The sequence below is a fragment of the Collinsella sp. AF39-11AT genome, from assembly GCF_003474585.1.
GTDB lineage: Bacteria > Actinomycetota > Coriobacteriia > Coriobacteriales > Coriobacteriaceae > Collinsella.
Window position 1 is genome coordinate 59,516 of record NZ_QROG01000003.1, and the last position, 13,442, is coordinate 72,957.

Annotated in this window: 12 protein-coding genes; 3 read left to right on the forward strand and 9 right to left on the reverse strand. The window is 55.4% G+C overall.

Going from position 1 to position 13,442, the window contains the following annotated elements; translation table 11 throughout:
* The first annotated feature begins 1 nt into the window (after position 1).
* The 3 genes from DW037_RS10460 to DW037_RS02180 all read left to right on the forward strand — a co-directional run bounded on the left by DW037_RS10460 (position 2) and on the right by DW037_RS02180 (position 2,563).
* Positions 2 to 1,306: a hypothetical protein gene (locus DW037_RS10460; protein ID WP_147351996.1), complete on the forward strand. Its 1,305-nt coding sequence runs from the start codon at positions 2 to 4 to the stop codon at positions 1,304 to 1,306.
* 144 nt (positions 1,307 to 1,450) lie between these two features.
* Positions 1,451 to 2,041 (forward strand): hypothetical protein, encoded by a 591-nt coding sequence (locus DW037_RS02175; RefSeq protein WP_008370702.1) that lies wholly within the window; start codon positions 1,451 to 1,453, stop codon positions 2,039 to 2,041.
* A gap of 219 nt (positions 2,042 to 2,260) precedes the next feature.
* Entirely contained in the window at positions 2,261 to 2,563 is a 303-nt protein-coding gene (locus tag DW037_RS02180; RefSeq protein ID WP_118372735.1) for a hypothetical protein, read from the forward strand.
* Between the two features lie 219 nt (positions 2,564 to 2,782).
* Here the strand turns inward: DW037_RS02180 and DW037_RS02185 are convergent, their stop codons facing one another.
* The 9 genes from DW037_RS02185 to DW037_RS02225 form a co-directional block, all read right to left on the reverse strand.
* A complete protein-coding gene (locus DW037_RS02185; RefSeq protein ID WP_118372736.1) occupies positions 2,783 to 3,016 on the reverse strand; it encodes a hypothetical protein in 234 nt (77 codons plus the stop codon).
* 311 nt (positions 3,017 to 3,327) lie between these two features.
* Positions 3,328 to 3,963, reverse strand: a complete 636-nt coding sequence (locus tag DW037_RS02190) for a metallophosphoesterase (protein ID WP_118372737.1) — start codon at positions 3,961 to 3,963, stop codon at positions 3,328 to 3,330.
* An 87-nt stretch (positions 3,964 to 4,050) separates the two neighbouring features.
* Complete coding sequence (locus tag DW037_RS02195) at positions 4,051 to 5,595, reverse strand: hypothetical protein (protein WP_118372738.1); 1,545 nt, start codon at positions 5,593 to 5,595, stop codon at positions 4,051 to 4,053.
* Positions 5,596 to 5,662: 67 nt separating this feature from the next.
* Positions 5,663 to 6,094, reverse strand: a complete 432-nt coding sequence (gene dut / locus DW037_RS02200; protein ID WP_118219603.1) for a dUTP diphosphatase — start codon at positions 6,092 to 6,094, stop codon at positions 5,663 to 5,665.
* Between the two features lie 14 nt (positions 6,095 to 6,108).
* Positions 6,109 to 7,614 carry an ATP-dependent RecD-like DNA helicase gene (locus DW037_RS02205; protein WP_118372739.1) on the reverse strand — a complete coding sequence of 502 codons (1,506 nt, stop codon included), beginning with the start codon at positions 7,612 to 7,614 and terminating at the stop codon, positions 6,109 to 6,111.
* Positions 7,608 to 7,886 (reverse strand): hypothetical protein, encoded by a 279-nt coding sequence (locus DW037_RS02210; RefSeq protein WP_118199931.1) that lies wholly within the window; start codon positions 7,884 to 7,886, stop codon positions 7,608 to 7,610. Before DW037_RS02210 ends, DW037_RS02205 begins: the two co-directional genes overlap by 7 nt.
* A gap of 123 nt (positions 7,887 to 8,009) precedes the next feature.
* Positions 8,010 to 8,936: a DUF6273 domain-containing protein gene (locus tag DW037_RS02215; protein ID WP_118372740.1), complete on the reverse strand. Its 927-nt coding sequence runs from the start codon at positions 8,934 to 8,936 to the stop codon at positions 8,010 to 8,012.
* 419 nt (positions 8,937 to 9,355) lie between these two features.
* Positions 9,356 to 9,715, reverse strand: coding sequence for a hypothetical protein (locus DW037_RS10465; RefSeq protein ID WP_147351998.1), 360 nt, complete (start codon positions 9,713 to 9,715; stop codon positions 9,356 to 9,358).
* Between the two features lie 431 nt (positions 9,716 to 10,146).
* On the reverse strand, positions 10,147 to 13,419 hold the full coding sequence (locus DW037_RS02225; RefSeq protein ID WP_118372742.1) for a CAP domain-containing protein: 3,273 nt from the start codon (positions 13,417 to 13,419) through the stop codon (positions 10,147 to 10,149).
* Positions 13,420 to 13,442: the final 23 nt, after the last annotated feature.

Sequence of the window (13,442 nt, forward strand, 5' to 3'; positions counted from 1 at the left end):
CATGAACGAAAACTCAACCATATCGAACGCTTATGATGGCAAGCATGATGAATACGGTCATGATCTACCCAGGTGGATGAATTTCGAGCATGTCATCGATATTGGTGAGGCGGACCCGACTCAAACGGCAACCGACTATTACGGCTTTGAACTTCCCAATGGCGTCGCAATGGTCATCCAAAGCCAACCAAGCCATAGGGATCATCCTTTCATCGTCTACAGTTACGGCGATGGAGCCTGTCCCCATGACGATGTCGAATTCGATTCGCTCCGCACAGCGATTAGCTATGCATCCCAGCTCCACAGCGGAGCAATCGATCCAGATTACCTGCGCGTCGAATATACGCATGATGAATATGAAACACTTTGCTGGCGCGATTTCTACCAGGCGGCACACGGTAATATCGAATACGCCTCACGTCTCGTCGACCAGTGCAACGGCGGATTTCGAGAAGGGTTCGGCCCGTATGCCTGCGCAGCCGAAGACCTCGCTGAAGGCGAAATCGTCAATTTCAACAACTGCTACGTCATCACGGATGCGAACGGACCGGATACAAAGGAAATCGCCGCAAAAAGGATTTGGAATGAACTCGGCGATGCCTGCATAGACGATAATGAATGTATCGATTCGGAATTCTACGGCTACCCTATCGGGACATTTCGGGAAGACATCTGGCATGACATCGAGGACCAGCTTGGAGTCCCGATCCATGAACTGATGTTTCCCGATGATGTAAACAAGGACATGACTAATGAAAGGAGTCTTACTATGTCCAACGAGAATAAGAACACCAATGTCAAGGAAGAGACGACCTGGACGAACTTCAAGTTCTTCAATAATCAGGTCAAACTCAAGGTCATCGAGAAGGACGACCGTCAGATGTATCTGGCAGATTGCCGCTTCATGCCGGGTTCTGTCGCAAACGGCATCGATCTCGGCGATCAGAACGGCATCTCCGGCCATATGACCGTGTTCCTCACCGAGAAGCAGTATTTCAAGGCTGCTGAGCAGAAAGCTAACGGTGAGCAGATCAATGTCGGGCTTCCGAGCACTCAGCTCAAGGACGGCAAGCTCGAGGTCAATTTCTACAACCACGAATCTAAGGAAGCCCATACCATTCAAGTAAACCCCTTCGCCGCGTCCAAGGCGAACAAGGCCGCCCGCGAGGCTTTCTTCGAGCGCAAGGATGCCGAGCGCGAACAGGGCAAGGGTCTCAGTGCAAAAGCCGCATCTGCCCGCGATGCGTCCGAGAAGCTGGACGGTCAAAGCCAGGTCGCGCCCGCCAAGGACAATCTTGAGCATTAGGGTGTCATCGATTTAGTGCAATCAGACATGCGGTCTGCCGTTCCATTCGGATGGCAGACCGCTTTTTGTGCGGCGTGCAAGCACGCCTATGATCAACTTACTGATTTATAATGATTTACGCTATCGAAGAAAGGAAAGTGACCTATGAAACTTATAACCTATTATCAGACCGGCAAGATCGATGTATTCGACACCGCCACCTTCACGGCGACCGATCCCTTCAAGAGGGACGGTATGAACCTGATCACGGAATTCGCAATCCGCTTCGACCTGCTTGAAGACAAGAACTCGAATGAGGGCCTTGTCGTCGACGTCTATTGGTACGATGCGAAGATCCATGACAAGGACAATGCCGTGACATCGCTCGACGAGAAGAAGAACGCCACGCTCAACAACGCACTCCTCAAGGCGAGCACCCGCATCCGTCTGATTTCCAAGAGGGAACTCGAGGACGTGGCAAAAATCACCCTTGACGGCGAGCTTGTCGAATGGCGCCAGGGCGGCGAGCTCGTCAACGGCGTCAAGTTCTTCAGCCAAGAGCTGCTGTATTTCAGCAACGGACGCAGCGCGTCAATCACGGAGCGTGCCTGCAAGATCAGCCAATTCATCAAGAATGCCAATCCGGAGCTGCCCGATGAGATCATTGCCGGCTGGATGGGTCTGCCTCCGACCGTCCTTGAGACCATGAAACGCGACCAATTGCGCAACGATCAGGTCAGCGAGCAAGACGACTAGGCACACCTCTCCTGTAGAAGAGTGCTATAATTTATTCTACGTTCCTTCCCTATCCAGAACGTTTTGCAGCACAGGGAATAGGCGGCTTGCGCGGTTTCGCGTAGGCCGCCTATTCCTTTCTGTATGATCTTTGAATTTCTGGTTGACTTTCTTTTCTAATACCAAAGTGCTATAATATAAGTATATAGAATTAGACTTAATTGTATTGGAGGAATTCAAATGGAATGGCTTTTACTTTTTATACTCGGTCCGCCGATTCTCACTCTGATCTTAAGGATCTTGATCTTCATCGTTCGGTACGGTCCGGGCTTCGTCGGTGCGATCTTCGATTTGATCTGCTGTGTGCTCGGGCTCGTCGGCTGCATCATCATGCTCATCATCCGTGGGATCATGGCAGTCTTCCACGGCCTCAAGGTGCTTTTCTTCGGGCACTCCTCACCGCCGCGGAACGCTCATGTCGATTCGTCTGTCTCACCTGATGACATCGAAAAGTTCATCAAGGCGTTCGAAAACAAGATGTAATCAGAAGACCAGGATTAAAGGAATGGTGTCTAATGGTTGAATTCGAAACCGTTTTCAGAAACTACAGGCCGCATGCATCGGCGGAGTGAAAGTTCCACATCTGATGTCGCTGCCTGTTGTTTCGCATCTGAACGGTAAATACGATCTGTCAATCACCTGTACCAAGAACAAACTTGATCCGACTCTTGCTGAAAAACTTTAAGGCTTGTTTTCGTGTACCTATTGGGTTGTGCGGCTGACAAAAAGTCCATCCGGGTAACGCATGTCATATGTATCCCGAACCTGTTTCATCAACTCGTCTCTCGTGCAGCAATTCGCCTGACAGCTTTCAACGATTTGGTAGCGCAACCACCGGCGTTCTGTGCTCGCATCACCACCATGCCGTTCAATTAGCTTGATCTTGACCATCAATTTCAACAGACAATCGAGAGCACTTTCCTTTACGCTCGCCACCGTTCTCCCCTCTCTAAATTCGCAAGCGCTTGCGAATCACCCTGCCGATACCCCTAAAAGTACACAATTTAAAAAAGAGCCACGGCAATTCTTTGCATATCTCTTATCCAGATCGTGTTTGTTTGTGAGATCGGTAAATTTCTTCTCTTTTTCATTCCGATCTGTAATGGGTCTGGCATTCTGTACAGACATTTTTTCACCGCTGCGGAATTTGGTTTATCGCAAATACCCCCTCACATTACATGATGTAACCCGCGCAGCGGCATCCTTTGACAAAGCCCCGGTTGTCTACCGGGGCTTCTTTCTGTCTATTACGATTGCTCTTTCCTCTTGTACGCCGCCAGCTCGCGCTCGACCTGCCTGTCGCCGGTCTCGTTGACCCACCACGGCCATTTCACCCGGCCGCACGGCTCGTCGACTCCGGCGAACCATTTCCTCAGCTCGTCGAGGCTCACCGGGGAGTGCCCGTTGGCATCGCAACCGACGTCGTAGCGCAGAAGGCCCTGCTTGCGGTTGAACTCGTTGTACGCGCCGCCGCTGCTGTGGATGTGTCCGTGGAGGTGCCACGATCCATGGCTCATGCCCTGCCAGTCGGCCATGGGGTAATGGCACAGGACGATCTTCTGCCCGTCGATCTTGAGCACGCAGATCGGCGGCTCCACGGTGAAGGCGCCAGCGACCGCCGGCTGGGTCCAGTCCTTGTCGTGGTTTCCCGGGACGAGGTGGATGCGTCTGCAGGCGATCCGCTTGCGCAGGGCATAGGCGTCCTGAGCGGTCATCTTGAATGAGAAATCCCCCAGGATGTAGAGTTCGTCGTCCACGGCAACCCTGCCGTTGATGTTGTCGACGATGGCGTCGTTCATCTGCCAAATCGTCTCCCACGGGCGGTCGGTGAACTTCAGCACGTTCTCATGCCCGAAATGGGTATCGCTAGTAAACCAGATCATATTTCCCTACCTCCCTTTTGCATTATGTATGATTGACAAAATCAATCATACCACGGTACTACCATATAATGCAATCAAACCCAGATCTCATTTCAGCCTGTATAGACAATACCGGGAAGTACTTACAATCTTCTCGCTTCCCCTAACTTCTTTTTCAAATAGTCGCTGCTCATCCTTTCGAATGATAGCCACATCCCAATATCCATCATTAAGCGTCTTGAAGCTTTTTGCATTCACGACATCGACATAGCGCTTGTAATCATCATGGGTACGCTCGCCGGCAATTGCCTTAGCCCAGATTTCGGGGCGCATATCGTAGCTTACCTTTATGTCTTCCCACTCAAAATAATTCATCAAGGTATCGTCGCTGGAGAAAATGCGTGCATCCGTACCCTTTAGTGCATCGACAATCGGTGCCATTTCTTGATCGAATGCCGACCACCCAGACGCCGTCGTGCCAACCGAAGAACAGGCCTCTTTCGAGGCATTTAAAACCGAGGTCGCCAACAGCACTCCGATAAACAGGACGGGCATCAGCCGTATCGCGATGTCCTCTTCTTCGCGTTCGATGCCGGTTCTGTCGATGCCGCATAGATAGGCGCAAACGGCGAACGAAACCGTCCAGGCAATCCAAAAACACCGGATTTTCAGAACGCCCATCACCACCGCTGCAATCCAAAATGCAAGCACGCCGATGTTCGGAATCTTTCCTTTAATGATTGCGATGGCAACGGGAATGACGATACACACCATCGTGCAGACGATGCCATAGGAATCATTCGGACTTGAGATAAATGGACGCATCTCGCTAATGACATTGCCGTAGGACGCGGCTTCCATAGAAAGCACTGTGTAGAGCGCCCCGCCGAACCCGTAGGGATTGAGAAGCGAGGCGATGCACATCAAGAGACATGCCCTCACTAGAGGAATCCGATAGGTGTACCAGGCGACAATATCGGTCTTAAACGTCTTGATATGCAGTTCCCCTATTTCCGGTAAAAGGAAAGACAGGCACGCCGCTAAACATAGGGGCCACATCGCCGCCTGAAGATTCACCTGAAGCAAGGTGACTGCCGGAAGAAGCCAAAGTGCCCGAACGTTACCGTCCTCGCGCCATGCAAAGAGGATATTCAACGTCACGAACAGGCAGCCGGCAGACCACAAGGTAGGCCGTATCGAGATGTAGGTAAACATCTGAAAGAAACCGACCGTATACAGCAGCCAAGTGATCCCTTGGTGCCGGCAACCTCTCGTCAGCCTTTCAATTAAAAAATAATAGGCGATGGCCGCTATCGCCAGCGGCACCACCACCGATGTGGCGACACCGGTATAGCCCGCAAGGGAATACCAGCCATAAAGCCATACATCGTGCAGCCATTGCTGGACAATAATGCCCTGCCCGGGATCCAGCGACCACGGGTTCTCGAAGGGAATCCCGTTGTGTACGATCTCACGTCCCGATGCCAACAGGAACCAACCATCTGTGTCCAACGTCCCGTCTGTACGGATATATCCCGTAAACCACGCAACGAAAATCGATACCATTGCCGCAGTGATGTATGAAAGCATGCGCAACGGGCGTGTGCTATCCCCACTGTCCGATTTCTCGGTATTCACTCGATTCAACACCATATACCTATCCACCTCTCGCCAAGCAAAACGGGCTCCTTGAAAGAAGCCCGTCATTTCAACCATTTGCCTACTGGGCGCCCGTACTGCCGAATCCGCCTGCCCCACGATCGCTTTCAGGAAGTTCATCAACCTGGACAAACGTTGCATGGACGCATGGGATAATGAGCAATTGAGCGATACGATCCCCGGGGTTGATCGTGTATGGGCGCCTTCCGATGTTCACCAACTTCGCCTTTACGGGACCCCGATAGCACGAATCGATAATTCCAAGAGAGTTCGCAAGCATCAGCCCGTGCTTGCAGGCAAGGCTCGAGCGGATCGCCAACGCACCGAAATAGCCCTCAGGGATGGCGACCTCGATTCCGGTATTGAAAAAGGTCGATTCACGCGGCTGGAGCGTCACCGGCTCCGGAATATCGGCGCGTAGATCGGCGCCGGCGTCCGTCGGGTGAACACGGACGGGCAGGAACCCCTCTTTTGCGACAGTCTCGATTTGCATTGAAATACCTTTCCCTAAAACTGATTCCACGTGGATTGATAGCCCCTGCCGGGTGCGTCTTCGCGCTCCCATGGAAGAGCCTCCCCGGCAGATGAGCAGGCAGGTGCGGCCTGCTTCTCGGCAGCCTTCTCCTTCTCCAGAAGGTCGGCGATGTAGGCCTTGACCTGCTCGCTGAACCGCTGTGGGCACTCCAGTTGGACTGTACCCTCACTCGCCTTCTTCTCCATACGCGCATAGAAGTCAATGACTTCGCGACTCGCATGGAGTCGGTTCTTCTCCATCTTCGGGAAGATGGTAAGCCCCTCGATGTTGGAGCAGCGGGACAGACCTACGTAGAGTTGCCCGGCGGCAAAGGTCTTCGTGTGGACGGTGCAGCGATCGAAGGTAAGGCCCTGGGATTTATGGATGGTGATGGCGTAAGCGAGCTTGAGGGGGATCTGCGTGAACTCGCCTACCGTGTCGGAAGTCACCTTGTTTTTCGTTTTGCCCTTCGGGTCAACGAACTCCTCGACAACCGATTTGAGGATCTTCCACGTGTGAGCCTCAATCTTCACCGGCTCGTCAGGGTTGGCATCAAAGGCGACCGTCACGCTTGTCTTGGTGCATTTCACGACCGTGCCCTGCGAGCCGTTGACATATTTACCCTCGTGGTCGTTGACGAGAGACATGACGCGGGCACCGGTGCATAGGGTGATCTTATCGTCGGCCGCGCGATCCCCCTTGTTCACCTTTCCCGTCGCGCTGGCTTGATAGGTGTATTTCTTCCCGCTCAGCTCCGACACGCTCTCCGTATTGATATTCGATGCAAGCCTGTTGTTCGAGCATAGGAACAGGGCATCCTTGGGCGCGTATTTGCGATCCGATACGGAATGCTCGTTGAAATACGGGATGCATGACTCGTCGCCGTTACGCGCGAGATTCAGGTTCCCGATGTACTCCGGATCGTCCTGGCGCACGACCTTCTTCAGGATGTGCGGCTCGAAGTCGAACCCATCCCAGTAATCGGATTCAAACGCCCAGCCCTCGAAATTGCCGGGGTACAGCTTCATGAGGATTGCACGGTCATCTTCCGTGATGACCGGGGGAAGCTGGAAGAAATCACCGACGAGCACGACCTGCTTTCGCCCGGACGAGACCTGGGCATCAGAGATCATGCGCATGACGTAATCGAAAAGGTCGATGCGGCACATCGAGATCTCATCGATGATGATGACCTCCGCGACCGTCAGGACCTTGCGGGGACGAATCTTCTCGGACGGGTTGCATACACCGGCGCTCACCTGAAGAGTACGGTGGATGGTCGAGCCATTGTGCATGTTGAGCGCCGCGATACCCGTCGGCGCCATCGCCGTGTAGGGAACGCTACGGGCCTCAAGGTCATCGATGAACCGGTTGAGCACATAGCTCTTGCCCGTGCCGGCGTTACCGGAAAGGAAGACGTTACGCCCCTCCTTCAGGGCAATGTAGGCGTCCTGCTGGTCTTCGGTCAGACCCTCCAGCTCAGTCTCATCGATTACCATTTCACTTCCACTTCCCCACTAGCGATCTGCGCATACGTCACGGTGATGCGATGCTGCTTGTTCCTACGCGTCGGCAACGTCGAACAGACCAGAAAATTACTGCTCGCCGACTCGAAGCAGACATCAACCTCAACCTTATCGAGACCTTCAGCCTTCTGGCGGCGCGTCGGAGGAAGAAAGACCTTCCCCTTCTTTCCCGTATGGGCCATCGCCGCCGCCCGAATCCTCTCACGGCTCTTGCTGCCGTAGGTCTCCTGCTCATACTCGAACATCGGTATCACTTTCCCCTTTTGTACGTCGGTCTTTTTGATGTAGTAGGATTATACCACAATACCATGCGTTTTGATGTGAAAAAGCCCCGCTTTTCGGGCGGGGCTGAAAGGAAACAGGTATGGTTAGAAGCAGAAGGCGGGACAAACGAAGTGCAACTGCGCCGGATCGCAAGAGTACGTCGGATCACCGTCAATGTAGACAAAAAGGAATGCCGTAGAGTCGATTGGAAACACCGTCCGCTCCCACAGACAGACGTTACTCTTCAGGCAGTCGTTGCCCGAATTGTTTTCCGTCACCTTGCCCTTGAAAGCCTCGTACTGGGTTCCTTCGTTGCCGATCCAAGACCAATCAAGCCATTCGCTATAGGGAGTCTCAACGATTTCTGAGTAGCTGAGCAGGAACAGCCTGTCGGCCGTTGCGGTCACCGGGGCGTCATAATCGTCACCAACGTTGTTCGTGAGCTTCTTGACTGTCTCCACCTTGGACTGGAAATCGGAGGGCATCAGGTTCCAGATCTCACCGGAGTTCATCTTCTGGCGCAACTCCGAGGCCTCCCATCCGCCGGCGGTCGTATTGGTGGCGTTCATCCGGTTAAACAGACCGTTGGGTTTATAGCTGAGGTCATTGTAATAACGGATAGCTGAGGAATTAAGGAACGTCAGACCCGCCTTGCCGGAGCCGTCCGCGAGGTCGTCATGGTTGATGCCGATGATGCGGTAGGTCATGGTCTTGCCGTCTGTGAGCGTTATCGACCACTCGGTACCCGCATCCATGGCTGCCTTCGCCTTGGCGTAGAGCTCGCTCGAGTTGCCCTTTTTCCCGATGTCCTCGGCCACGGCCTTCTGGTCATCGAGCGTCCAGTCGGCTGGATCCTTTTCCTTCAGCTCCTCGATCCGGCTGTCGGTCCCACCGCCTCCACCGCCGGCATTTCCGCCTCCGGTCCCACCGGTGCCGTTTGCCTTGGAAAACCACGAGCTGATGCTGCCACCGGTCTTCGTGACCTGCCCGGAGACCTGATTGCCGAAGGCAAGAAGCCCTGCGCCGATCACGATCGCAACGAGGACGACGATGACGTACTCGACGGTTCCGGCACCTTGCTCGGTGATCCAGCGCCCTGTGAACTTCGAGATCTTTCTCTCCCGCCCACACCTTTCAATCGACAGTATTCTTCCGAATATATCGATTGTCGAATAGACAGGGGGTGTTTCGATTTGTCATGCGCGAATGGATCGATTCGCGGAGCGAAATGCAGGCGAAACGTAAAGAGGGAGTTCCTTTTTACGGAACTCCCAAAAAACAGTTATCCAGTTTTAGCGAAACCGTCGTTAAACCATGGTTTCACCTATAAGGTGTGTCAGCGCTCTATATCATCATGCCCGCTATTAAACTTCCTATCCAACCTCTTCGATGCTTCTTTCGCCTTGGTCTAACAGAGCCTTGCGAAACCCGTCCGTATCCATCTGCCGTCCTACCGATCAATCGAAAGACCGTTTGCCTTGCGCTCCTCTTCCCAAGTATCGATTACTATTTCCTTGGCATTTTCAACGTTGTATCTATGATCAAGCTTGTAATGGCTGATATCCCGATACCAGAAAAGCTCTTTCACGTTTTCCCGAAACCATTTTTTACCGGCAAGTATAAATATACAAGCCATACCTACTCCGGCGCTGTCACTCGGATTGTCGTCAATGTAAAAATTATCGTCCTTGCGCAGCCCCTTCCTCTTGATCAATAGGTCGTCGATGATCGAATGAATCGAGTCTAAATCGTAAATTCCATCACGGATGATTTTCTCATCATCCATGACCAGTTTGATTTTGTTTTGCATTTCGTACCTCCGTGCTACCTCTAGTACTATTGTACCATACTGTTTGCATTTAAAAAAGCCCTGCACCGCCACCGGAACCTCGATAACCAGAACGAAAGCCTCGTTCGTCTGTATGCTAGAAAAAGCGAAGTTCAAGCCCGGAATGGCGGTTTGGCCTATGGGTTGAAAGAACCCATAGACCCTCATTTTCGATATTTTATTGGACAGCTTCGTACCTCTGCGGAACATGGAAAATCGTCACCACAGATTAACGTCAATCGTCCCAATGAATCATCGTCAATTGTCCCAACGACACAGGTAAACCGTATGATTTTAAGGGCGCTGCGGAAGCTGGGAAATGGACGGTCAAGACGCAAACCGTGGCTTGCGAGACGAAAAAAGGGGAGCCCCGTTTGCGGAACTCCCCTTTCCGAGTCGTTATGCGATTTGCCCTACATCTGCCCGTGGCGTTTCTTCCGGTCGAGGAAGACGCCGGCTGCCACAAGGACGGTACCGCCGATGGCGAACGTCTCGCCGATGAGGCCCGCGCGGTCACCGGTCTGGGCGAGGCTGCCGGGCTGGGCGGTCTCCGTGCCGGCGAGATGCTTCGGGCTGTATGCCACCTGTTGCTTTGCGGCCTCCTCTGCCTCCTGTCGTGCGATCTCATCGGAAAGCTCCTGCTCCGCCGCGATGCGGTCGGACTTCGCCTGCTCGTAGGCGGCGAGCGCCGTATCATAGCCGGGCTTGAGCCCGTCCACCACAGCCTGCTTTTCGTCCAGGATGACTTTGGCGGGCGCGACCTTGGCACGTGCCTCGACTGCTGCGGCGAAAAGCGCGTTGAGGGCGTCATCTGCGTTCGCGTCATGGCCGGAAGCAATCGCCGCGTCGGCATTGATGGAGTTCAGCTTCGCCAGCTTGGCGTCTGTCTGCGCCTTTGCCTGTTCGGCAGCGGAGACAAGGGACTCGGCGGCGACGGCGTCAGCCTTCGCGGCATCGAGTTCGGCCTTGGTGTCATTGACGGCCTTTACTGCATCCTGCTCGCGCTGCTGTGCCTCTGCGAGCTTCGCGGCAAGACCGGTGAGGATGTCGAGGTTTGATTGTGCGTTCTCGAGATCGGTCTGGGAGCCGGTAAGCCTCTCGGCGGCAACGCCGGTGTCGGCCTTTGCGGCATCGACGGCACGCTGGGCATCCGCGAGGGCGCTTGCGGTGGTATCCGCCTTTTGCTTGGCGGCTGCGAGAACCGCCGCCTTCTCGGCCTGGTCGGCTACCGCCGCGTCGTGGGCGCTCTTTGCGGTATCGACCGCCTTCTTGGCGTCGGCGACGTCCTGGAAGAACTTCGCGAGGTCGGCGTTCGCATCCATGACGTCCTGCTGCTTGGCCTCGGTGTCCGCCTTGGCGGAATCCAACTTAGACTGTGCGGTCGTTACGGCTGCGTGGGCGGCATCAAAGGCGACCTGCTTCTGCTGGACGGTCGACTTTGCCGTATCGACTGCCGCGTTGGCAGCTTCGAGGTCCGATTTTGCCGCATCAAGCTCGGTCTGGGCATCCGTGACGCCCTGCTGCTTGGATGCGACATCAGCCTTGGCTGCATCGACGGCACGCTGGGCATCGGTGACGTCCTGCTTCGCGACATCGACACCTGCCTGTGCGGAATCCACCGCGACCTGCTTCTGCTGGACGGTTGCGGCGGCGCCGGCGGCTGCCTGCTGCTTGGATGCGAGATCGGTCTTGGCTGCGTCGAGTGCGCTCCTGGCGTTCTTGAGACCGTCGATGTAGGAGATCAGCTTCTGCTCGTACTCGTCGACGGACATGGGGTTCATGTTCCAACCGGAGCCTGCCCAACCGCCGTATTGCAGCGTGAGCGAGAACGTCAAACGGGTGTCATCGTTCAGACCGCATCCCATGACAGCATAGTCAGGGTTGATGATGTTCATGTAATGACCGATACGGTAGTAATCGAACTTGTCCTGGTTGGCGTACCAGAAGTCGTAGGCGTCCTTTCCGGAAAGATTCGTCGCACCAAGGGATGCTGCAGTCTTGTCAAACAGATCCTTTTCCTGATAGATCCAGGCCTTGCAGGGGTCGCGATAGCTCCAGGCAAGGTTTTCACCGACATCGAACTGCTGGGCATGCTCTACATTTTTCGTCGAATAGTTTGCATCTGCAATCGCTGCCGCAATGAGCTTATAGCTTACCTCAAGCTCGGAAAGGCCGACGGACTTACGGTAGGCGTTCACGTTCTTCATGACCGTGATGGACGAAAGCATGTTTTCAAGGCCCGTTGCGTCGAGACTGTTTCCGATCTCGGTGTAGTCTTTGTACGTGCAGTTCTGGATGATCTCGATGGCTGAATCGGCACCCATGGCCTTGAAGAAACCGATGGCTCCCTGCTTGAGCTGCGCGTCTGCGAGATCCACCTTCGTTTGTGCCTCGTCGACCTTCTGCTGGGCGGCGGTCACGGCAGCGTCTGCGGTATCCTTCGCCGCCTCGGCGTTCGCGAGCTCTACGTCGGCGGCCGCCTTGGCGGACTCAGCGTCCTTGACAGCCTGCTTCGCGGCATCCAGCTTGGAGATGGCGTCGACGTTCGCCTGCTTGGCGGCATCGAGGTCGGCGTTCGCGGCATCGAGTGCGGACTGGGCGGCGTTCACACCGGATTCGGCATCGGCCGCGGCCTGCTGCTTTACGGAGAGGGACGCCTGGGCATCATTCAGGTCGGCCTGTGCCGTTGCCGCAGCGGACTGTGCCTGCTCGAGCTCGGACTCGCACTGGGACTGTGCCGCTCGTGCGGCGGCGAGGGCTGCCTCTGCGTCCGTGACCTTCTGTTTTGCCGCATCGTACTCCGGACCGCTGGCGCCTGCCTCCGCTGCGGCGAGGTCGGCTTTCGCCTGCTCATAGGCGGCGCTGGCTGCTGCGGCCTTCGCATCCGCCGCGTCCTTGTTCTGCCTGGCTGCAGCGAGGACAGAATCGGCGGAATCCTTTGCAGACTGGGCCGCAACCAGCTTGGACTGGGCATCGGCAAGCGTCGCGTTGGCGTTGTCCAGTTCGGCCTGTGCCCTGTCCACGGCAGCCTGGGCATCGCGCACGGCCTGCTCGGCGGCACTGATTGCCTCCGGGGTGGCGCTTACAGCATCTGCCTTGGCTTTATCGAGGGCATCCTTGGCATCCTGAGCCGCCTTGAGGGCGGACTGGTACGCTTCGTCCTTCTCGGACGCATCCGCCTTAGCGTCTGCGAGACCCGCCTTCGCCTGCTCGAGGTCCTTGCCAGCGGCATCGGCGGCGTCCTTGCCCTCCGCGACCTGACGGGCGTACTCGTCCATTGCCGCTCGGTCGGCTGCCGTGCCGGCGCTGACTGCCGAATCGTAGGATGCCTTGGCCTGGTCGCGGGCGGAAGCAACCTCGTTGTAGGGGCCGGCGACCTCATCGTAGGATGCCTTGGCGGCGTCTTCCTTCGCCTTCGCCTCGTCGACCGCCTTCTGCAGGTCCGCGATGGTCTGTGCGGCGGATTTCGCGCCGGTATCGGATGCCGCGCCGGCATGGGCGGCGATCGGCGACATCACGGCGGGGTGCTGCGTGGTCCCGTCGCCGGTCTGGGCGAATGCCGTGAACGGTGAGATGAGGCTCGATCCGGTCATGGCGGCCATGGTCGCCGCGGTGACGGTCAGACGCGCGATCCCCTTCGGAGTGTGAATCTTTTTGCTTGGCAGTGCGTGCTTCTTCTCGTACATGAATCTTTTGTCCTTTCTGCGAA